Origin of the sequence: Pseudomonas sp. IT-P258 (genome assembly GCF_949767825.1) — a bacterium.
GTDB classification, from domain to species: Bacteria; Pseudomonadota; Gammaproteobacteria; order Pseudomonadales; family Pseudomonadaceae; genus Aquipseudomonas; species Aquipseudomonas monachiensis.
In genome coordinates this window covers 62490-84141 of record NZ_CATKPU010000054.1, presented here as the reverse complement: position 1 = coordinate 84141, position 21652 = coordinate 62490, and the positions used below count along the sequence as shown (strand labels likewise).

The window sequence follows — 21652 nt, the reverse complement described above, 5'->3', positions numbered from 1 at the left end:
CGGAACGCCGCCCGGAGCAAGCCTGCTCCCACAGTCGATCTGTGTCGTTCACAAATCCCCTGTGGGAGCGGGCTTGCTCGCGAAGAGGCCGGCACAGGCAAAACACAATCAGGATCAATACCGATGAACACCACCGAAAGCCTCAAGGACTACCAGCGCGTTCGCCTGCTGGCGATCCGTTCGTTGTTCGAAATCATCGAGCAATCGAGTGAGGGCACGGTGATTGTCGACCGCGATGCCAACATCGTCTGGATGAATGAGCGCTACGCCCGGCGCTTCGGCCTGCAATCGGCCGAAGTCGCGATCGGCAAGCCCTGTGAAAGCGTGATCCCCGGCAGCCTGCTGCGTGAGGTGGTGCGCACCGGCCGGCCGATTCTGCTGGACATGCAAGACACCCCCAAAGAGCCGCTGGTGGTCATGCGCCTGCCGATTCACGACGATGTCGGCGTGGTGATCGGTGCCATCGGATTCGCCCTGTTCGACGAGCTGCGCAGCCTGTCGCCAATGCTCAAGCGCTACATGAACATGCAGGAAGAACTGGCCTCCACCCGCTCGCTGCTGCGGGCGCGGCAGACCAAATACAACTTCGCCCACTTCATCGGCACCAGCGCCGCCAGCCTCGAAGTCAAACGCCGTGCCCGACGCAGTGCAAGCACCGAATCGCCGGTATTGCTGCTCGGCGAAACCGGCACCGGCAAGGAACTGCTGGCCCAGGCGATCCACAATGCTTCGCCCCGCGCGCACAAGGCGTTTGTCAGTATCAACAGCGCGGCAATTCCCGAATCGCTGCTGGAGGCCGAATTCTTCGGTACCGCTCCGGGCGCGTTTACCGGTGCCGACCGCAAGGGCCGCGCCGGAAAATTGCAGATCGCCCAGGGCGGCACGCTGTTCCTCGACGAAATCGGCGACATGCCGCTGCCCCTGCAAAGCAAACTGCTGCGGGTGTTGCAGGAAAAGGAATTCGAGCCGGTGGGCTCCAACGAAGTGATCCAGAGCGATGTGCGGGTGATCGCCGCGACCTCAACGGACCTTGAGGCCGCGATCAAACGCGGCGAATTCCGCGCCGACTTGTACTACCGGCTCAACGTGCTGCCGATCCAGGTTCCGCCCCTGCGTGATCGCCTCGATGACGTGCCGGCGCTCAGTGAAGCGATTCTCGAAGAACTGCGCAGCCAGCATGAACTTCACCATGAAGCCCTGGAACTGTTGGGCCAACACGCCTGGCCGGGGAACATCCGCGAGCTGCGCAACGTGCTGGAGCGGGCCGCGTTGCTCAGTGATGACTTGCGCCTGACGACAGCAGATATCCGCGCGGCGATTGGTACGTTCACGCCGGTGGAACGCGTGGCGCCCTTGACCATCGAACCGATCGCCCATGAGACGTTCAGTGCGGCGCGAGAGCGATTTGACCGGCAACTGATTGAGTCCACCCTCGCGCAATGCGGGGGCAAGGTGGTTGATGCAGCAGCACGATTGGGCCTTGGGCGGTCGACGTTGTACAAAAAGATGGTGGCGCTGGGGATCGTGGAGTCTCAATAAAGAGACATTAATCTCCATTGTTAGATAGTCCTTCGCGAGCAAGCCCGCTCCCACAGGAGACGACGCTCTACTGATCAACTCGGTCAACTGTGGGAGCGGGCTTGCCCGCGAAGAGGCCAGCACTGCCAATGCAAGTCTCAGAACAGAGACAAATCTACTCGACAAGCCCGCCAACCTGAAAATATATCCTTATATTTCAACAACTTAACTATCTGGCACAAAACTCGCTATACGCCTCTCCTACCAGGCTTCACCCAACAAAAATAACAACCCAGGAGACACACCATGAGTGTGATCATTGCCTTGGCAGCCCTCGCGCTGCTGATGCTGGCTGCCTACCGTGGCTACAGCGTTATCCTCTTTGCCCCGATTGCCGCCCTCGGCGCTGTCCTGCTGACTGACCCGTCTGCCGTCGCCCCCGCTTTCACCGGGGTGTTCATGGAAAAAATGGTCGGCTTCATCAAACTGTATTTCCCGGTGTTCCTGCTCGGTGCGGTGTTCGGCAAGCTGATCGAACTGTCCGGTTTCTCGCGCTCCATCGTCGCGGCGGCCATTCGCTTGCTCGGCACCCGTCAGGCGATGCTGGTGATCGTGCTGGTCTGTGCCCTGCTGACCTACGGCGGCGTATCGTTGTTTGTGGTGGTGTTCGCGGTCTACCCGTTTGCCGCTGAAATGTTCCGCCAGAGCAACATCCCCAAGCGACTGATCCCGGCGACCATTGCCCTGGGCGCCTTCTCGTTCACCATGGACGCCCTGCCCGGTACGCCACAAATCCAGAACATCATCCCCAGCACCTTCTTCAACACCACCGCCTGGGCGGCGCCGTGGCTAGGTGTGATCGGCACGATCTTCGTGTTCTGCGCCGGCATGCTGTTTCTCCAGCGCCAGCGCAACAAGGCGCAGCGTGCCGGTGAAGGCTATGGTTCGGACCTGCGCAACGAGCCGGAAACCGCCGCCGACCTCAAGCTGCCCAACCCGTGGCTGGCGCTCTCGCCACTGCTGGCGGTGGGCATCATGAACCTGTTGTTCACCCACTGGATTCCCCAGGTGTACGGCAAGACCCACAGCCTGGCGCTACCGGGCATGGCCGCGCCGGTGACCACGGAAATCGCCAAGCTCACGGCGATCTGGGCGGTACAGGCAGCCTTGCTGGTCGGCATCCTCATGGTGCTGGTGTTTGGCTTCCAGGCGATTCGCAGCAAACTCGCCGAGGGCAGTAAAAGTGCGGTCAGCGGAGCATTGCTGGCGGCGATGAACACCGCCTCGGAATATGGTTTCGGTGCCGTGATCGCATCCTTGCCGGGCTTTCTGGTGCTGGCCGACTGGCTCAAGAGCATTCCCAACCCACTGGTCAACGAAGCGATTACCGTGACCCTGCTGGCCGGCATCACCGGTTCCGCCTCGGGCGGCATGAGCATCGCGCTGGCGGCGATGTCCGAACAGTTCATCAGCGCCGCCCATGCGGCGAACATTCCGCTGGAAGTGCTGCACCGGGTTGCCGCGATGGCCAGTGGCGGCATGGACACCTTGCCGCACAACGGCGCGGTGATCACCCTGCTGGCGGTCACCGGGCTGACCCACCGCGAGGCTTACAAAGACATTTTCTGTATTACGCTGATCAAGACCCTGGCGGTTTTCGTGGTGATCGGCACTTTCTACGCCACTGGCATTGTGTGAGGTATTCATGACGACTCTTTCGGGCAAGACCGCACTGGTCACCGGCTCCACCAGCGGCATCGGCCTGGGGATCGCCCTCAGCCTGGCCAAGGCCGGGGCCAACCTGATCCTCAACGGCTTTGGCGATGCCTCCCAAGTGATCGCCCAGGTGCAACAGTTCGGCGGCAAGGTCGGCCATCACCCCGCCGATGTCAGCGATCCGGCACAAATTGCCGACATGATCACCTACGCCGAACGTGAGTTTGGCGGCGTCGACATTCTGGTCAACAACGCAGGCATTCAACACGTGGCAGCGGTGGATGAGTTCCCGGTGGAGCGCTGGGATTCGATCATTGCCATCAACCTGTCGTCGGTGTTCCACAGCACCCGCTTGAGCCTGCCGGGCATGCGCGCCAAGGGCTGGGGTCGGGTGATCAACATTGCCTCGGTGCATGGCCTGGTCGGTTCGGTGGGCAAGTCAGCTTACGTCGCCGCCAAGCACGGGGTGATCGGCCTGACCAAAGTGGTCGCGCTGGAGACCGCGACCACCCAGGTCACCTGCAACGCGATCTGCCCAGGCTGGGTATTGACGCCACTGGTGCAAAAGCAGATTGATGATCGTGCCGCCAGCGGGGTTGATCCGCAGCAGGCGCAGCATGATCTGCTGGCTGAAAAGCAGCCATCGCTGGAGTTCGTGACACCGCCGCAACTGGGTGAACTGGTGTTGTTTTTGTGCAGCGAAGCCGGCAGCCAGGTACGCGGCGCGGCGTGGAATGTTGATGGTGGGTGGTTGGCGCAGTAACAACCGTTTGCTTTTGTGGCGAGGGAGCTTGCTCCCGCTGGGTGGCGAAGCCGCCCCATGAGTCTCACATGCAAAACCGGTTGCCTGGATTGCGTCTGCTACGCAGCCGAGCGGGAGCAAGCTCCCTCGCCACAAGAGCCTGCTCCACATCAACCTGTGCGAAGGCATTAAAAAAGAAGAGGCAAACCATGTCCGACATCCTCTGGCAACCCGACGCCAAACGCATTGGCAAGACCCGCATGGAGGCCTTTCGGCGCTTCATCAATCAGCGGCATCACCTCAAGATCGACGACTACCCGACCCTGCACCAATGGTCCATCGATCAACGGCCGGACTTCTGGCAGGCCATCGTCGACTTCTTCGACATCCGCTTCCACGAGCAACCCGACGCCGTGCTGCTCGAAGGCCCGCGGATGCCCAGCGCCCAGTGGTTCCCCGGCGCAACGCTGAACTTTGCCGAACACCTGCTGCAGCGTCGCGATGATGCGATTGCCGTGATAGCCGTCGGCGAAAACGGTCAGCGTGAACATTTGACCTGGGCTGAACTGGCCGAACAGGTCGCCGGCTTCCAGAATGGCTTGATCGCCTCCGGCGTCGTTGTGGGCGACCGGGTCGCCGCCTGCATGCCCAACACCTGGCAGACCCTGGTGGCCATGCTCGCCACCACCAGCCTTGGCGCCGTCTGGTCCTGCTCTTCGCCGGACTTCGGCACCCAAGGGGTGGTTGACCGTTTCGGCCAGATCGAACCGAAAGTGCTGGTGACCTGCGCCGGCTACCGCTATGCCGGCAAAGAGATCGACCAGACCGCCAAGGTCAACGAAATCCTCCAGCGCCTGCCGTCGCTGCAACAGCTGATCGTCGTGCCTTACGCACGTCCACACGCACACATCGAACAATTCCATACCCAGGCCAACGTGACGCTGTGGGACGACTTCTACACCTCCGGCGGCGAACCGGATTTCGTCCCGGTGCCTTTCGCCCATCCGCTGTACATCCTCTACTCCAGCGGCACCACCGGTGTACCCAAATGCATCATCCACAGCACCGGCGGCGTGTTGCTGCAACACGTCAAGGAACACGGTCTGCATGGCGATCTCGGCCCCGGTGAACGGCTGTTCTACTACACCACCTGCGGCTGGATGATGTGGAACTGGCTAGTGTCGGCGCTGGCGACAGGCAGCTCCGTGGTGCTGTACGACGGCTCACCGTTCCAGCCCGAACCGCAACGCCTGATCGACCTGATCGACGACGAATGCATCAGCGTCTTCGGCACCAGCCCCAAATACCTCGCGACCCTGGAAAGCAGCGGTATCAAGCCCCGGGAAAGTCATGACCTGGGCAGCCTCAAGACATTGCTCTGCACCGGCTCGGCGCTGTCGCCGCAGAGTTACGACTACGTCTATCGGGACTTTAAGGCTGATGTGTGCCTGGCCTCGATGTCCGGCGGCACCGACATCGTCTCGTGCTTCGTCAATGGCAACCCGATGTCGCCCGTGCGCCGCGGCGAAATCATGGGCAAGAGCCTGGGCATGGCCGTCGAAGTGTGGAACGACGAAGGCCACCCGGTGATTGGTGAAAAGGGCGAACTGGTCTGCACCCGGCATTTCCCGGCGATGCCCATTGGCCTGTGGAACGACCCCGATGGCGAGAAACTGCACCAATCCTATTTCAGCCTGTTCCCCGGCGTCTGGGCCCAGGGGGATTACGCCGAACAATTGCCCCATGGCGGGATGATGATCCACGGTCGCTCCGATGCCGTGCTCAACCCCGGTGGCGTACGCATCGGCACGGCGGAAATCTATCGTCAGGTGGAGAAAGTCCCCCAGGTACTCGACAGCGTGGCCATCGGTCAGCAGTGGCAGGACGACGTGCGAGTGGTGCTGTTCGTACGCTTGCGCGACGGGCTCGAGCTGGACGAAGCCCTGCGACAGCAGATCCGCGAGACGATTCGCGCCAACACCACGCCGCGCCATGTACCGGCGAAAATTGTTGCCGTGACGGACATTCCCCGGACCATCAGCGGCAAGGTCGTTGAGTTGGCGGTGCGCAATGTGGTGCATGGGCAGAAGGTGAAGAACACTGATGCACTGGCCAATCCCGAAGCGCTGGAGCAATTTCGTGACCGGCCCGAACTCAAATCTTGAAGCACCACGCAAATCCCTGTGGAATCGGTGTCTCTGAACCACTCGCGCCGACGAATCCTCCAGTTTCAACCACCTGTGCAAGAATAGACGTCAGCCAAAGCGACTCACGTGCAGGACTCTTTGATGAACGCAACACCAACCGCCAGCGATGCCCAGGCCTTGATCGCCCGAATCGACTGGGCCAGCAGCCCGCTGGGCGCTGCCAGCACTTGGCCACAAAGCCTGCGAACCGCCGTGGACATCGTCATTCACTCACCGATGCCGATGCTGTTGCTATGGGGCCCGCAACTGACGCAGATCTACAATGACGGCTTCGCCCTGCTCGCCGGGAGCAAGCATCCACACGCTTTCGGACAACCGACGCACCTGATCTGGCCAGAGTTGCAAGACTTTACCGACCCGATCTACAACGCCGTCTTGCAAGGTCAGGTGCGAACCTACAGTGAGCAGCGCTTTACCCTGCAACGCGGGGACCGGGAGTCGGACTTCTGGCTCGACCTGACCTACAGCCCGATCCGCGACGAAAGTGCCGAAGTGGCCGGGATCCTGGTCACCGCCATTGAAACCAACGAACGCCGGCGCATCGCCCTCGAACTCGAACAGCGCTCGGCGGCCAGCCTCAAGGCCCAGCGTGAAACCGAGGAACGCCTGCAACTGGCCCTTGCCGCCACCGATGCGGTCGGCACCTGGGACTGGGACATCAGCGAGGACCGTTTCATCGCCGATGCGCATTTTGCCCAGTTGCACGGCATCGACCCGGCCATGGCCAGTCAGTTGCCGATCAGTCAGTACCTGCACGGCGTACACCCCGAAGACCGTGCCCTGATCGCCCGCAGCATCAAGCATTGCATCACCCAAGGCAGCGAATACGCCGAGGAATATCGCCTGCTGCAAACCGACGGCCAGATGCGCTGGGTATTCGCCCGCGGACGCTGCTACAAGGATCACCATGGCCGGCCGATGCGTTTCCTCGGCGCGGCGCTGGACCTGACCGAGCGCAAACACACCGAACAGGCCCTGCGCCAGAGCCAGACCGAGCTGCAACTGATCATCAACGCCATGCCGATCCTGATCAGCTACGTCGACCGTGAAGAACGCTTTCGCCTGAACAATGCGGCGTACCTGGACTGGTATGGGCTGACGCCGCAAGAGCTTTACGGGCGGACCATTCTTGAAGTGATTGGCGAACAAGCCTATGCACTGCGCGCCCCGTACATCACTGAGGCACTGTCCGGCCGGCCTTGCTGCTTCAGCATCAGCACGCCGCACCGCGACGGCAGCATCCGCCAGGCCTTGATGAATTACCTGCCACGCCACGGCGCGGATGGCGCGGTGAACGGTTTCTACATCTTCGTGATCGACGAAACCGAACGCAAAAAGACCGAAGAAGCCCTGCGCAACCTCAACGAAACCCTTGAAGAACGGGTTGCCGCCCGCACCCGCCAATTGGCCGAGGCCAACGAGCGTTTGCAGAGCGAGATGTTCGAGCGCGAGCGTGCCGAAGAGGCCTTGCGCCATGCGCAGAAAATGGAAGCGGTCGGCCAGCTTACCGGCGGCATCGCCCATGACTTCAACAACATGCTCACCGGCATCATCGGCAGCCTCGACCTTATGCAACGCTACATTGCCGACGGCCGCACCAGCGAGATCGGCCGATTCACCGAAGCGGCCGTGTCCTCGGCCAACCGTGCCGCCGCCCTCACCCATCGCCTGCTGGCGTTTTCCCGACGTCAGTCGCTCAACCGCAAGCCGCTGAACCCCAACGACTTGATTCACTCGCTCGTAGACTTGTTCAGTCGTACCAAGGGCGACAACATCGAGCTCAACCTGCAACTGGCCGAGAACATCTGGCGGGTCAGCACCGATGTCAGCCAGCTGGAAAACGCCCTGCTCAACCTGGTGATCAATGCCCGGGACGCCATGCCCGATGGCGGCCAGTTGCAGATTGAAACCGCCAATGTGTACCTCGACGGCAGCGACATCACGACCCTGGAACCGGTCAAGGCCGGCGACTACGTGATGATTGCCGTCAGCGACAACGGCACCGGCATGACGCCCTCGGTGCTGGCCAAGGCATTCGACCCGTTCTTCACCACCAAGCCCATCGGCCAGGGCACCGGTCTGGGCTTGTCGATGATTTACGGTTTTGCCCAGCAAACGGGGGGCCACGTCAACCTGTTCAGCCTCCCCGGACGGGGCACCAGCGTGCGCTTGTACCTGCCGCGCCTGCATTCAACCGAACCGGAACAGGTTTTGTCGCCTGTCATCAGCGAGGCACCGGCGGCGATTGCCGGCGAAACCGTGATGCTGGTCGAGGACGATGCGGCGGTGCGCATGCTGGTGCTGGACCTGCTCAAGGAGCTCGGTTACCGCGCCCATGAAGCCGAAGATGCCAAGGGCGCCCTGCCGCTGCTGGAGTCGGACCAGCGGGTGGACCTGCTGGTGACCGACGTTGGCTTACCGGGCATGAACGGCCGCCAACTGGCGGAAATCGCCCGCCAGCATCGTCCTGAACTGAAAGTGCTGTTCATGACCGGTTACGCCGAGATCGCCGCCGAGCGCCAGGGTTTCCTCGAAGAAGGCATGGACATGGTGGCCAAGCCGTTTTCCATCGACCTGCTGGCCAACAAGATTCGCACGATGATCAGTCAACCGGACTGAGTTGAGGCATAATCGCGCGCCCCCGCTGCCACCCACATAGCCACCACCGTTGCAAGGTACCGCCAATGAAAGCTCAAGCCCGCCATATTCTGGTGAAAACCTCGGAAGAAGCCGAGCAGCTCAAACAACGTATCGCCAAGGGTGAAGCATTCGATGTGCTGGCCAAGAAGTATTCGACCTGCCCATCGGGCAAGCGCGGCGGCGATCTCGGTGAGGTGCGGCCGGGGCAGATGGTCGGCGTGATCGATGCGGTGATCTTCAAGAAGCCCCTGCGGGTGGTGCATGGGCCGATCAAGAGCAAGTTCGGGTATCACCTGGTGCAGGTGTTTTACCGGGATTGAATGGCTGGTCAGACCCCTGTGGCGAGGGAGCTTGCTCCCGCTCGGCTGCGCGGCAGTCGCAAATGTCGTGCATGCGGTGTATCAGGCAGATCATGGCTGGCAGGTTTTAGGGCCGCTTCGCGACCCAGCGGGAGCAAGCTCCCTCGCCACAGAATTTGCATCAATCCCTTGGGATCAGCGCCCCCGGCACCTGAATCACCCGGCTCGCCAGCCGATGCCCGGCCTCGGCGGCGTCCGCAGGACTCCCGCCCTTGAGCCGCGAAGCCAGATACGCCGCGCTGAACGAATCCCCCGCCGCCGTGGTGTCCACCACCCGCTCGACCTTCTGCGCCGGCACCTCGAATGACTCACCATCACAACGAATCAGGCACGCCTGGGCACCGCGCTTGAGCACGACTTCCGGCGTACCGATCTGCGCATACGCGGCAAACACCGCGTCACAATCGGCATAACCGAACAACGCCTGTTCGTCCTCCACCGTCAGCAACGCCAGGTCGACATGTGACAGCACGCAGCGATACGCCGCTTGTGCATCCTCGACCGATGCCCACAGCCGTGGCCGGTAGTTGTTGTCGAACACGATCCGCGCATCGCGCTGGCGGGCTTCGATCAGGGTTTCCAGCAGTTTTTCCCGACCTTGCTCGCCGAGTACCGCCAGGGTAATGCCGCTGAAATACAGCACGTCGTAATCCGACAGCGCCGCGAGGATCGGCGCGGCGGCCGGGGTGGTGAAGCAATCGCGGACGGCCGCTTCATTGCGCCAGTACAGAAAACGTCGCTCACCGGCGGCGTCAGTCTGGATGCAATACAAGCCCGGCAGGCGTCCGGGCAGGCGCTGAACCATGGTGAGGCCGATGTTTTCCGCCGCCCAGCTCTGGCACATCGCGTCGCTGAAACTGTCATCGCCCAGGGCGGTGACGTAGTCCACGCAGCCGTCCTCTGCCAGTTCCCGGGACAGGTACACCGCCGTATTCAAGGTGTCGCCGCCGAAACTTTGTTGCAGGCTGCCGTCGGCGCGATGCTGCAACTCGATCATGCATTCGCCGATCAGGGCGATGCGTGGAGTGTGGGGGCCCAGGGTGTTGATGGTGTTCATACGCGGATTTCTCTTTTGTCTGGTAGGGCCTCTTCGCGAGCAAGCCCGCTCCCACATTGGATCTTCGGTGTACACAAAACCCTGTGGGAGCGGCCTTGCTCGCGAAAGCCGCGCCGCGGGTTTCAGTCTTAGAAACAGGTTTCCATGGTCTCGATGACATTCAGTTGCTCATCCACCAGGCAGCCAATACGCCATTTATCGAACGTCAGGCACGGGTGCGAGGTACCAAACGAAATGATGTCGCCCACCCGCAGATCAACCCCCGGCGCCACGCTCATGAACGCATGCTGGTCCATCACCGCGGTCACTTTGCAGGCGCCCACATCATCGCCCTTGGCCGGCACGGTGCCTGCCTTGTAACGCAGCAATGGCACCGGCAAACCGGCGTCGTAGGCCACGTCGCGCTTACCCAGGGCAATCACCGCAAACCCCGGCTCCGGCAGCGACTGCACATGCGCCCACACTTCCAGCGCCGAACGCAGGCCCTCGTGCAGGTCGCTGCGACGGTCGAGCACGCAACACTGCGCTTCCTTGTAGATGCCATGGTCATGAGCCACGTAGCTGCCGGGACGCAGTACGCTGAGGAAGCGCCCGGCGGCGTTCTGTGCTTCAAAGGACTCGGCAATCAGGTCATACCAGGCCGACCCCGACGCGGTGATGATCGGCTTGGCAATGGCGAAGGCTGCGTTGTCCTGCAATTGCACCGCCAGACGCACCAGTGACTCGGCGAAATCACGAATGCCGGTCACCGCGTGATCGCCATGGATCACGCCTTCGTAGCCTTCGATCCCGGTCAGGGCCAGCGCCGGTTGTGCGCCGATGGCCTTGGCCAGATCCAGCACTTGCTGCTCGCTGCGGCAACCGCAACGACCACCCACCACGCCGTATTCGATCATGACGTTCAGGCGCATACCACGGGAGGCGAAATAAGCGCCGAGGTCGGCGACGTTGTCCGGGTGATCGACCATGCAATAGAAGTCGAACGTCGGGTCGGCCAGCAGGTCGGCGATCAATGCCATGTTCGGCGTGCCGACCAACTGGTTGGCCATCAGCACCCGGCGTACCCCATGGGCGTAGGCCGCCCGGGTTTGCGTGGCGCTGGCCAGGGTGATACCCCAGGCACCGGCGTCCAGTTGGCGACGGAACAACGCCGGGGTCATGCTGGTTTTGCCATGGGGCGCCAGTTCCGCGCCGCTGTCGCTGACGAACGCCTGCATCCAGCGAATGTTGTGTTCCAGCGCATCGCGGTGCAGTACCAGCGCAGGCAAGCTGACGTCACGCACCAGGCTGGCGCCCTTGAGCGCGGTGCCTTTTTCCACGGCGGCAGTATTGGGGACAGAAGACATGGTCGAACTCCTCGTTCACGCGGCCGCAGGTAGCCGCTGTTATTCGTTGATGCGACGGGCCAGGCTGTTGGCGCTTGCGATCAGCACCCGGCGGTAGTCGTTGTAGTTGTTCTTGGCATCGGCCCGTGGGGCGACGATGCACAGGGTCGCGATGGCCACGCCGTCGGGGTCTTTGACCGGGGCGGCGAAGCAATGGGTAAAAGTATCGGCCACGCTATCGAAGGAAAAGAAACCATCGATACCGGCCTGACGGATTTCCTTGAGAAACTGCGCAAGTTCCAGGCGATCGCCATTGGGCAGGATGAAGTCGTCGTGGTCGATCAGGTCGACGATAGCCTGGTCGCTCAGGTGCGCCAGCAACAGGCGCCCGGATGCGGTCCAGGGGATGGGCGCGTTTTCGCCGATGTCCGAGGAAATACGGAAATGCCGCTCCCCCTCCTTCATCAGCGCGACGGTGTACTTGCGCCCGTTGAGCAGGCACATCTGCGCCGTTTCACCGGTCTGGCTGACGATGTCCTGCAAGGCATGATCGGCCTCGCGGGTCAGGTCGAAATGCCGCAGGTGTGCCTGCCCGAGAAAGTACAACTGGCGACCGAGGTAGACATGACCGTCCTTGCCCACCGGTTCCAGGATCCGTCGCTCCAGCAGCGAGGCCACCAGTTCGTAGACCGTGGATTTGGGGCTGCCGATGCCGTTGGCGATGTCGTTCGGGCGCAGGGGCTGGCCGATCTCCTTGAGGAAATCGAGGATATCGAACGCCCGGTCCAGCCCGCGTGCCCGGCGCTTGATGGTGTCTTCGGTCATTTCAGTGGTTCCCATTCATAGTCGCCCGTAGGAGCTGCCGCAGGCTGCGATCTTTTGATCCGGTCTTGGCTGCACCCATCAAAAAACGCCAGAAGATCGCAGCCTTCGGCAGCTCCTACAAGAGCAACCGCGGACTCAAGCCTTCTTCTTGTACGCAATGCAGTCAATCTCGACCTTGCAGTCGACCATCATGTTCGCCTGCACGCAGGCCCGCGCTGGTGCGTGTTCGGGCTTGAAGTACTCGGAGAAAACCTTGTTGAAACTCGTGAAATCCCGTGGATCTTCCAGCCACACGCCGGCACGCACCACATCTTCCAGGCCGAAACCTGCCTCTTCGAGAATCGCGATCAGGTTCTTCATGGCCTGGTGGGTCTGCTCGACGATGCCACCGACAACGATCTCGCCATCCAGCGCCGGCACCTGGCCAGACACGTGCAGCCAGCCATCGGCTTCGACAGCGCGGGCGAATGGACGAGGCTGACCGCCAGCGGCGGTGCTGCCGGTGCCGTAACGAGTAATGCTCATGAGTGTTTCTCCTGACTGGAAGTGTTTATTCCGCTATACCGGAACTAGGTGTGCAACAACGGAATAGAGAGCAGAAAGTTTGCCACAGGATGTGGAGGGAATGTGAGGGAGATTGGAATTTGTTTTCAATCAGAGCAATGGGTATCAGGTTCTCAATTGGCTGCTCATGAACCCATTCGAAGCAAAACCCGCGACTCAGAGCAGCTTCATTGGACAACCGCCCATCCGGCTGCTTTATTCTATGTCCAGGAAATAACCGGTTTTAGCAGCCGCGACGTAATCGGCGTGCGCGGTCCCAGGAGGGTTGATGTCTTTTAAAGTCATGATGGTTTTCGGTACGCGTCCGGAGGCCATCAAGATGGCCCCATTGGCACGGGTTCTGCGCAATTGGCCGGGTATCACCCTGAACATCTGCTCCACGGGCCAGCACCGGGAAATGCTCAAGCAGGTCCTCGACTCGTTCGAACTGACGGTTGATGAGGACTTGCAGGTGATGACCCAGGGCCAGACCCTCAACGGTCTCTCCGAACAATTGCTGGGGCATCTCGACAAAGCCTACGAGCGGGTGCATCCGGATATCGTGCTGGTGCACGGCGATACCACCACCAGCTTCATTGCCGCCCTCGCCGCCTTCAATCGCCAGATACCCATCGGCCACGTCGAGGCGGGGTTGCGTACCGGCAACTTGCGCGCACCCTGGCCGGAGGAAGCCAACCGACACCTGACCGGCGTCATCGCCGACCTGCATTTCGCACCGACCCTCATCAACCAGGACAACCTGCTGCGCGAAGGTGTGTCCAAGGCCAACATCGAAGTCACCGGTAACACGGTGATCGACGCGCTGGTATGGATGCGCAAACACCAACAGGAAGTCCACTGGCACCCGGCCGCCGATTCGCCGCTGGCCGTGCTCGACGACAACCGGCGCATGGTGCTGATCACCGGGCATCGCCGGGAGAACTTCGGCGGCGGTTTTCGCAACATCTGCCAGGCCCTGGCCATCCTCGCCGAACGTTATCCCGACGTGCAATTCGTCTACCCGGTGCACCTCAATCCGCAGGTGCAAAAGGCGGTCTACAGCGTCCTCTCGGACAAACCCAATATCTATCTGGTGGCGCCGCAGGATTACCAGCACTTCGTCTGGCTGATGGACCGCGCTTATTTCATTCTCACCGACTCCGGCGGCATCCAGGAGGAAGCCCCGGCCATTGGCAAGCCGTTGTTGGTGCTGCGCGATGTCACGGAGCGGCCAACGGCGCTCGAAGGCGGAACGGTGGTGCTGGTGGGCACCGATACCGACCGCATCGTCAATGAGTCGAGCCTGCTGTTCGATGATGAGGCCACTTTCGAGCGCATGAGCCGGGTCCACAGCCCTTATGGCGACGGGCACGCCAGTGAACGCATCGCCAATCGACTCGGCGTATGGCTCAAACACCGTACAGCGGGTAAAGCCGTATGAGCCTGGTGTTTGTCGACCTCTTTGCCTATGTGTTGTTCGGACTCAAATACCTCGCGATTACGCTAGCCCTGCTGATGTTCCTGCTCGGGCTCGATGACCTGTTCATCGACCTGGTGTACTGGACCCGCAAACTGATCCGGCGCTGGCGGATCTATGAAAAATTCGATCGCGCCGATGAGCAACGGCTGTACTCCATCGGCGAAAAACCCCTGGCGATCATGGTGCCGGCGTGGAACGAAGTCGGTGTGGTCGGTGAAATGGCGCGCCTGGCCGCCTCGACCATCGACTACGAGAACTATCAGATTTTCGTCGGCACCTACCCCAACGACGCCGAGACCCAGGCCGACGTCGATGCGGTGTGCCGGCATTATCCCAATGTGCACAAAGTGGTGTGCGCACGCCCCGGCCCGACCAGCAAGGCCGACTGCCTGAACAACGTGATCGACGCCATCCTGCGCTTTGAAAACGACGCAAAGATCCAGTTCGCCGGCTTCATCCTGCACGATGCCGAGGACGTGATTTCGCCGATGGAGTTGCGCCTGTTCAACTACCTGCTGCCGGCCAAGGACCTGATCCAGATTCCGGTCTATCCCTACGCGCCGCAATGGAATGGCTTCACCGCCGGGCACTACGTCGACGAGTTCGCCGAAAACCATGGCAAGGACGTCATCGTGCGTGAAGCACTGACCGGGCAAGTGCCCAGCGCCGGGGTCGGCACCTGCTTCAGCCGTAAGGCCATCAGTGCCCTGCTCGAGGACGGTGACGGTATCGCTTTCGACGTGCAGAGCCTGACCGAAGACTACGACATCGGTTTCCGCCTCAAGCAAAAAGGCATGAAGTGCATCTTTGCCCGCTATTCGGTAACCGATCCGAAACTGGCACTGGAACAACCCTGGGTGTTCGGCATGGATCGCGCCTTTTCCCAGGTGATCTGCGTGCGCGAGCACTTTCCCCGGGACTTGCAGTACGCGATCCGGCAGAAGTCGCGCTGGATCGTCGGCATTGTGTTCCAGGGCACCAAGAATCTGGGCTGGAGCAGCAAAGGCCTGCTCAATTATTTTCTGTGGCGCGACCGCCGTGGCCTGATTGCGTACCTGTTGAGCTTCCTGGTGAACATACTGCTGGTGGTGTTGCTGGCGATGTGGCTGGTCACAGTAATCGCACCGAACGCCTGGCGGTTCCCCTCGATCCTCTCTGACAGCACGTTGTTGGCGGGCCTGCTCTGGCTCAATGGTTTCATGCTGCTCAATCGGCTATTCCAGCGCGGTTGGTTTGTCACCCGTTTTTACGGACTGGGCGAAGGACTGCTGTCGGCCCCCCGGATGGTGTGGAGCAATTTCGTCAATTTCTTCGCCAACCTTCGGGCCTTGCGCCAGGTGATGGAAATGGGCGATTCGCGTCGCGTCGCCTGGGACAAGACCACCCATGAGTTTCCGGCCCTGGCCGAGGCCCAGCGCACCCCGCTGGGACATCGACTGGTGGAAAAAGGCCTGCTTTCTGAAGATCAACTCGAAGCCGCGATCACCAACCCGGTGCGCCGACGCCTGGGTCAGGAGTTGCTGCTGCGCGGGCACATCGACACCACGCAACTGGTGCAGGCCCTGGCCGAGCAACTGGACCTGGAATGGGCGCCACTCAATCCGTTCAAGCTCGACAAACGCCTGATCGACGCGGTGCCGCGCAAAATCGCCACACACTACGGCGTGCTGCCGGTCGGCGAGGAAAACGAAACCCTGGTACTGGCCTCCGAAGGTCCGGTGAGCCAGGTGTCCCTGGGAGCCATCAGCCGTCAACTGAAACGCAAGGTGCGTTGCCGCCTTGCACCGCAAGGCCGGGTGACACTGGGGATCCGCTATTGGTACGCCAGCCCTCGTCAAAGCGAAGAAGTACATCAGATGCTTGAGGTGCTGGAAAAAAATCAGGACGACGAAGACCTGATCGAGCGCATCAGCCATCACCAGGTGTTGCTGGGCAATCTGTTGCAAGTACGCGGCATGGTGCCGCCAACCCTGTTCAATCAGGCACTGATCGATTTCGATGCGGAAAAAATGTCTCTAGGTGAACACTTGATTGAACGCGGCATGATCACACAGGAAATTCTCGAACAGGCCTTGGTCGATCAGGCGAGTGAGCAGCACGCTGCCTACTGCATTGCCCGGGAGGCCGCATGAAGCCTGTCCATCGCCAGACCCTGATGGCCGGTAGCCTGTTGCTCTGCCTGACCACGCCGGCGTGGGTGCAAGCCGAACCCCTGACCGATTTCGATCAGTTCCGCAGTTACCCCTATATGGACCGCAGTTACCGCGAAGCGAAAAACGGCAACTGGAAGGAAGTCGAACGGCTGATGCGTCACCTGCTGGGTCAAGTACCAGGAAACGATGAAGCACGGGCGCTGCTGGTGCAATCGCTGGTCAAGCAGCAACGCTACGAAGACGCCGTGCAAGCGCTGCAGGATACCCCGGCCAACAGCGAAGCCCTGCTCAACCTGCGCCTGGCCTGGATCGAACAGGATCCGCCAGACAGAAAACAGGTGGAGCAATGGATCGCCTCCAGCAATATCGAGCATCGCGTGCGCCTGTGGCAGGCCTACAGTGCGAGCCTGGCCAAGCGCGGTGGCGCGGCCTCGGCCCATGACTGGCTGGCCCAACTGCCAGCCAAGGGTGATGAGCAAGCGCTGCAACAGGCCCGGGCCAACTGGTCCGAGCAGTTGCACGATTGGGATAGCACCATCAAGGAGCTGGCGCCCCTGGCCGCGAAACAACAACTCGATGCCCAAAGCTGGCAACGCCTGGCCAACGCCTACGTGCAACGCCTCGACGAGCAACCCTTGCAGCAACTGCTGCAAACGGCGCCAAGCGCGGAAGCCGCGCGCAAGACCCGACTGGCCATGGTCGACCGGGCGATTGCCATGGGCCAGGTCCAGCAGGCGCAGCGCTGGATGCAATCGCTGCCGCCCGCCGATCTTGCCGATCCGGCGCAACGCCAGCGCCTGTGGGAACTGGCGCGGCAAACCGGCGACAGCGCCACGGTACAACGCTTGAGTGGTGAGTTGCAGCGGCCGTGCCTGGAGACCGCCGACTGGCTGTCACGTCGTGATCCGCAAGCGGCGCTGACCCAGTTGAAAAGTTGCCAGCCTGATGAAAATCCGCAAGCATGGCTGGTCCTCGCCCAGCGCCTGCAAGCCACCGACCTGCTGCAAGCGACCCGTCTGCCGGAACCCTGGGACACGCAACGCCGCGAACAGCTGCTCGACGTCTGGCGGGATGAAGGCCGCAACGACAAAGTCATGGCCTACCTCGCCAGCCAGCCGCAGACCGCCGACGTGGTCAAGCGTCGCGCTGAACTGCTCCAGGCATCGGATCACGATACCGAAGCGGCGGCATTCTGGGAGCGGCACTACCAGCAGACCGGCAACCTCAACTCGCTGAATCAGGCGACCTACCTGGCGCTCAAAGCCGGCCAGCGGGAACATGCGCAACAGTTGCTCGAAAGCGCCTTCGACCGCCACGGCGGCAAGCTGCCGACGCCCCTGCTGCAACGATTGGCGGGGTTGTATGCCGCATCGACACCAACCGCGGCACAACAGCAACGCATCGTTTCGTTGCTCAACCGCGTCGACCCCGCCACTCGCGGGCAGCTGCTGGCGCAACTGGCGGAAAACGGCCAGTGTGGCGCGGTTCAACAGGCGATTGGCGATCACCCGCAAGTCGCAGGCGACTACCGCGCCCTCGGCCGCTGTGCAATGCCCGAGCGCCCCGGCGAAGCGGTGGTGTACTACCAGACCGCCGAAAAAATGGGTGACCCGAACACTCGCCTGCCACTCGCCTACGCCCTGGAAGCGTCCGGAGACTCGGCCGGTGCCCTGGCCATCTGGCGCAGCATTCCGGACGCCGAACTCAGCGACAATGCCCGCCTCACTGCCAGCCGCGGCGCCCTGAATATCGGCGACACGCAAACGGCCGAACGCTACTGGCAACTAAGCCGTACCCGTGGCGCCAATGAGTGGACGTTGGGCGCGGCGATTGCCGATGCCCGGGGCGATCACGCGCTCGCGCTGCAACGCCAGCGTTCCGCCCTGCAGCTGGTACCGGATGCCGAGCATTACTACGCGGCTTCGGTCACGGCGCAAAAGGCCGGCGACCTGCAGCAAAGTGCCGAATGGCTTGCCGAAGCGGTGCGCCGCGAGCCGAACAACCCCCGTTATCGTGCCGACTACGGCGTACGCCTGGCCGGTGCCGAGACCAAGGCAGCACGCGCCAGTTCCATCCCGTACCTGCAACGCGCCACCCAGGACTTCCCGGAAGACTATCGCCTCGGCGAAACACTGGCCTGGCGTTATGACGAGGTCGAAGACAGCGCCTCGGCGCGCAAGGAACTGGAACGCGTGATCGACCTGGAGCAGAACCCGGTGGCCGCCGATGACGAGGATGGCAGCATGGAAGCGCGGCGCTATCGCCAGCGTCGTGCTCACGAAAGCCTGTCCCGTCGCGACTCAGTCACCATCGCCAGTACCTGGTCGCCGGCCGGGATATCGACCAACGACTTCGTGCGCCCTGACCAGAGCACCGGCACGCAGCGACGCTCCAGTTCGCAGAACGTCCAACTGGCCATGTGGGACCACGCATTGGGCGATGAACCCAGCCGCGCCGGCAGCACGCTGTCGGTCTATGGCCGCGTGTTGCTTGGCGGCGTGGGCCGCTCGAGCTATGCCGAATCCCTGGGCACCGGCGTCGGCCTGCGCTACAAGCCCTGGGGCACCGCCAACATCAACTTCTATGGCGAGATCTACAAACAAAGCCAGTTCGATGACCAGGACAACCATGGCCTGAGCCTCGGCCAGATGCTGGTCCCCGACAAGGTATCCGATCAGGCCGAGGATCACCGCGATGATGGCCACACCACCACCGACTACCTGCTGCGGACAACGGCGTCGTTCCTTGATCAGGGTCGATTCCGCAACGATTGGCGGGTCGATGAAAGCGATTGGGAGGAGCGCTTCCTCTACCTCGACGCGGCGTGGTGGACCAAGGCCGGCGACCATCAATGGCTGTCGCGCTTCCAGCAAGGTCACACCTGGAAGCTGCCGTTCAACGGCGCACAAACGATCATGCCGTACGGTTTCCTCGAATTCGCCAGCCAGGACCCGAGCAACGACTGGCGCCAGGACCTGCGCACCGGTCTGGGCCTGCGTTGGCAATGGTGGTTCGACGATGACATTTACAACGCCTATCGCGCGCACCTGACAGTACGCACCGAGTATCAACAAGCGTTGGGCGGCAATCTGTATGACGGCGGTAACGGCGTGCTGCTGGGCGTGGAGTTGAATTTCTGATGAAGCGACTTCTTTTGGCTTTGTGCCTGCTGCTGGGCACCACGGCGACCCATGCCGACGAGCGGATTTTCTATCAACCGCTCAATGTCGATGCCAACCTGAGCCAGGCGCAATGGCAGCGGATCTGGCAGGACAGCGCCCGCGAGGGTGTGCACACGGTGATCGTGCAGTGGACGGCCTACGGCGATTCGGACTTCGGCGGCGCCGACGGCTGGCTCGCCGGCAGCCTGAAACAGGCCCAGGCCCAGGGCCTGAAACTGGTGCTGGGCCTGTACATGGACCCGGCCTATTACCAACGCATCAATGAGCTGGACAGTGCCGGGCTGGCAACGTACTGGCAGACGCAACTGGGGCAGTCGCTGGCCCGGCAGCAGAAGCTGCGCAAGGACTGGAAACTCCCGGTCAGCGGCTGGTATCTGCCCATGGAACTGGATGACCTGCACTTTCTAGCACTGGATCGCCGGCAAAGGTTGCAACGCCAGCTCAAGGACTTTTCCGCCAAGCTCGATGCGCCATTGCACATCAGTGTGTTCAACGTCGGCAAACTCGCGCCGCAAGTAAATGGCCAATGGCTAGGAGAATTGGCGAACGCCGGAATCCAGGTGTGGTGGCAGGACGGTGCCGGCACTGGACGCTTGCCACCCTTGATTCGCAATGGCTACGCCAATGCACTGCCCTGCTCCATCGGCATTGTCAGGGAAGCCTTCCGGCAAGTCAGCGCTGCCGGGCAACCCTTCCGTGCCGAAGCGATGGCCCCGCAAACCTCTTCGCCGGGTTGCCACCCGACATCGGTTTTCTCCCTGCGCTACCGCCCCTGGGGCAAGGTGATTCTCGACAACCAGCACAACGGCAAGGTCGGCGATGTACAAAACCATTGAAGAAGAAGTGCTGAAAAAATCGGCGCCGACTGAGCTCAGGGCCGAGTTTCTCCAGCATGAATTCGAACGGCTGCACACCTTTTGCGTGCTGATCTACATCGCCAGTATCGTGGTCTGGATTGCTTACGACCTGATCCTGAGTTTCATCGGCGGGCAGCCATTCACCTGGCGTTCGCTGGTGTTTTTCGGTGTCTTCGCGATTCTCCTCATCACTCTGCTGTTCATCCGCGACGCCCGGCACTTCCAGAAACTCAACCTGCTGTTTGTGCTCACCATTGCCTTCGGCACGCGGCTGCTCATCGAAGGCCTGGGCAACGACCACCAACCGGCCTGGCTGTTGCTGGCGGCCTCGACCACTCTGTTCACGGCTTCGGTGTTGCCGCTGAGCCGCTGGTCATTCTTTGCCGCGCAATGGGTGACCTGGTGGTTTCTCAACCCCTTCTACCACACCGGTATCGAACAGTTTGAACTGGGGGGCGTGATGGCCCTCAGTTACACGACATTTATCGGCGGCCTGACCATCTACAGCTTCCTGACACTGCGCAAGGCCAAGCTCTACAACTTCATCATGTCCAAGCTGCTGCTGGACCAGGCCTACATCGACACGCTCACCGAAATCCCCAATCGCCGTTCGTTCATGACACGCGCCAACCTGCAATTGAACAACGTGCCGCGGGAAACCGACCACTACCTGGCGATGATCGACATCGACAACTTCAAGAAGGTTAACGACGTCTACGGCCACGACATTGGCGATGAGGTGCTCAAGCGCATTGCGCAGGACATCAAGTCGGTGATGACCCACTACGAATATGCGCGATTGGGTGGCGAGGAGTTCGCGATTTACCTGGCCGGGGTTCGCCGCGAAGACGTCGAGACTCTGGCCGGTGAACTGTGTCGGGTGGTGCGCGAGCAACCCACTCGACACCCGGTGACCATCAGCATCGGCCTGGCCCGGGTACTCGACGGGGACACACTGAACCAGGCGCTGATCAAGGCCGATGCGGCCTTGTATGAGTCAAAACATACCGGGAAAGATCGGTATACGTTTCATCAATGAACTGATCCA

General features: G+C 61.6%; 15 protein-coding genes. 11 read left to right on the top strand and 4 right to left on the bottom strand.

Features of this window, described 5'->3' with window-relative positions:
• Positions 1-123: 123 nt before the first annotated feature.
• From ACM6G4_RS18985 to ACM6G4_RS18960, 6 genes are all read left to right on the top strand, one after another.
• On the top strand, positions 124-1539 hold the full coding sequence (locus tag ACM6G4_RS18985; RefSeq protein WP_414914339.1) for a sigma-54 interaction domain-containing protein: 1416 nt from the start codon (positions 124-126) through the stop codon (positions 1537-1539).
• A gap of 285 nt (positions 1540-1824) precedes the next feature.
• Positions 1825-3216 (top strand): GntP family permease, encoded by a 1392-nt coding sequence (locus tag ACM6G4_RS18980; RefSeq protein ID WP_007974692.1) that lies wholly within the window; start codon positions 1825-1827, stop codon positions 3214-3216.
• 7 nt (positions 3217-3223) lie between these two features.
• Positions 3224-3997 carry a 3-hydroxybutyrate dehydrogenase gene (locus ACM6G4_RS18975; protein ID WP_056724432.1) on the top strand — a complete coding sequence of 258 codons (774 nt, stop codon included), beginning with the start codon at positions 3224-3226 and terminating at the stop codon, positions 3995-3997.
• A gap of 188 nt (positions 3998-4185) precedes the next feature.
• Positions 4186-6141 carry an acetoacetate--CoA ligase gene (locus ACM6G4_RS18970; RefSeq protein WP_414914338.1) on the top strand — a complete coding sequence of 652 codons (1956 nt, stop codon included), beginning with the start codon at positions 4186-4188 and terminating at the stop codon, positions 6139-6141.
• 123 nt (positions 6142-6264) lie between these two features.
• A complete protein-coding gene (locus ACM6G4_RS18965) occupies positions 6265-8802 on the top strand; it encodes a PAS domain-containing protein (protein ID WP_414914337.1) in 2538 nt (845 codons plus the stop codon).
• A gap of 65 nt (positions 8803-8867) precedes the next feature.
• Positions 8868-9143: a peptidylprolyl isomerase gene (locus ACM6G4_RS18960; RefSeq protein WP_007898282.1), complete on the top strand. Its 276-nt coding sequence runs from the start codon at positions 8868-8870 to the stop codon at positions 9141-9143.
• Between the two features lie 160 nt (positions 9144-9303).
• Here ACM6G4_RS18960 and ACM6G4_RS18955 read toward each other — a convergent pair whose 3' ends face one another.
• The 4 genes from ACM6G4_RS18955 to ACM6G4_RS18940 form a co-directional block, all read right to left on the bottom strand.
• Positions 9304-10239, bottom strand: coding sequence for a sugar kinase (locus ACM6G4_RS18955; RefSeq protein ID WP_414914336.1), 936 nt, complete (start codon positions 10237-10239; stop codon positions 9304-9306).
• 128 nt (positions 10240-10367) lie between these two features.
• Positions 10368-11585, bottom strand: a complete 1218-nt coding sequence (locus tag ACM6G4_RS18950; protein WP_414914335.1) for an amino acid deaminase — start codon at positions 11583-11585, stop codon at positions 10368-10370.
• A gap of 39 nt (positions 11586-11624) precedes the next feature.
• Positions 11625-12389, bottom strand: a complete 765-nt coding sequence (locus tag ACM6G4_RS18945; protein WP_056724421.1) for an IclR family transcriptional regulator — start codon at positions 12387-12389, stop codon at positions 11625-11627.
• Between the two features lie 135 nt (positions 12390-12524).
• The gene (locus ACM6G4_RS18940) at positions 12525-12914 is read right to left on the bottom strand and encodes a RidA family protein (RefSeq protein WP_414914334.1); all 390 of its coding nucleotides are present in this window, start codon (positions 12912-12914) and stop codon (positions 12525-12527) included.
• A gap of 307 nt (positions 12915-13221) precedes the next feature.
• Between ACM6G4_RS18940 and wecB the strand changes: the two genes are divergently transcribed.
• From wecB to ACM6G4_RS18915, 5 genes are read left to right on the top strand one after another with little or no spacing between them, the layout of a single operon-like run.
• Positions 13222-14373 (top strand): non-hydrolyzing UDP-N-acetylglucosamine 2-epimerase, encoded by a 1152-nt coding sequence (gene wecB, locus ACM6G4_RS18935; RefSeq protein WP_056724417.1) that lies wholly within the window; start codon positions 13222-13224, stop codon positions 14371-14373.
• Positions 14370-16544, top strand: coding sequence for a cyclic di-3',5'-guanylate-activated glycosyltransferase NrfB (gene nrfB, locus ACM6G4_RS18930; protein WP_414914333.1), 2175 nt, complete (start codon positions 14370-14372; stop codon positions 16542-16544). The genes wecB and nrfB overlap by 4 nt, the downstream gene beginning before the upstream one ends.
• Positions 16541-19705 carry an NfrA family protein gene (locus tag ACM6G4_RS18925; protein WP_414914332.1) on the top strand — a complete coding sequence of 1055 codons (3165 nt, stop codon included), beginning with the start codon at positions 16541-16543 and terminating at the stop codon, positions 19703-19705. Before nrfB ends, ACM6G4_RS18925 begins: the two co-directional genes overlap by 4 nt.
• Positions 19705-20583 (top strand): DUF4434 family protein, encoded by an 879-nt coding sequence (locus ACM6G4_RS18920; protein ID WP_414914331.1) that lies wholly within the window; start codon positions 19705-19707, stop codon positions 20581-20583. The genes ACM6G4_RS18925 and ACM6G4_RS18920 overlap by 1 nt, the downstream gene beginning before the upstream one ends.
• Positions 20567-21643, top strand: coding sequence for a diguanylate cyclase domain-containing protein (locus ACM6G4_RS18915; RefSeq protein ID WP_414914330.1), 1077 nt, complete (start codon positions 20567-20569; stop codon positions 21641-21643). The genes ACM6G4_RS18920 and ACM6G4_RS18915 overlap by 17 nt, the downstream gene beginning before the upstream one ends.
• Positions 21644-21652 lie beyond the last annotated feature (9 nt).

Coding starts and splice junctions, on each gene's coding strand:
- ACM6G4_RS18985 (WP_414914339.1), top strand. CDS start 124: ATGAACACCACCGAAAGCCTCAAGGACTACCAGCGCGTTCGCCTGCTG.
- ACM6G4_RS18980 (WP_007974692.1), top strand. CDS start 1,825: ATGAGTGTGATCATTGCCTTGGCAGCCCTCGCGCTGCTGATGCTGGCT.
- ACM6G4_RS18975 (WP_056724432.1), top strand. CDS start 3,224: ATGACGACTCTTTCGGGCAAGACCGCACTGGTCACCGGCTCCACCAGC.
- ACM6G4_RS18970 (WP_414914338.1), top strand. CDS start 4,186: ATGTCCGACATCCTCTGGCAACCCGACGCCAAACGCATTGGCAAGACC.
- ACM6G4_RS18965 (WP_414914337.1), top strand. CDS start 6,265: ATGAACGCAACACCAACCGCCAGCGATGCCCAGGCCTTGATCGCCCGA.
- ACM6G4_RS18960 (WP_007898282.1), top strand. CDS start 8,868: ATGAAAGCTCAAGCCCGCCATATTCTGGTGAAAACCTCGGAAGAAGCC.
- ACM6G4_RS18955 (WP_414914336.1), bottom strand. CDS start 10,239: ATGAACACCATCAACACCCTGGGCCCCCACACTCCACGCATCGCCCTG.
- ACM6G4_RS18950 (WP_414914335.1), bottom strand. CDS start 11,585: ATGTCTTCTGTCCCCAATACTGCCGCCGTGGAAAAAGGCACCGCGCTC.
- ACM6G4_RS18945 (WP_056724421.1), bottom strand. CDS start 12,389: ATGACCGAAGACACCATCAAGCGCCGGGCACGCGGGCTGGACCGGGCG.
- ACM6G4_RS18940 (WP_414914334.1), bottom strand. CDS start 12,914: ATGAGCATTACTCGTTACGGCACCGGCAGCACCGCCGCTGGCGGTCAG.
- wecB (WP_056724417.1), top strand. CDS start 13,222: ATGTCTTTTAAAGTCATGATGGTTTTCGGTACGCGTCCGGAGGCCATC.
- nrfB (WP_414914333.1), top strand. CDS start 14,370: ATGAGCCTGGTGTTTGTCGACCTCTTTGCCTATGTGTTGTTCGGACTC.
- ACM6G4_RS18925 (WP_414914332.1), top strand. CDS start 16,541: ATGAAGCCTGTCCATCGCCAGACCCTGATGGCCGGTAGCCTGTTGCTC.
- ACM6G4_RS18920 (WP_414914331.1), top strand. CDS start 19,705: ATGAAGCGACTTCTTTTGGCTTTGTGCCTGCTGCTGGGCACCACGGCG.
- ACM6G4_RS18915 (WP_414914330.1), top strand. CDS start 20,567: ATGTACAAAACCATTGAAGAAGAAGTGCTGAAAAAATCGGCGCCGACT.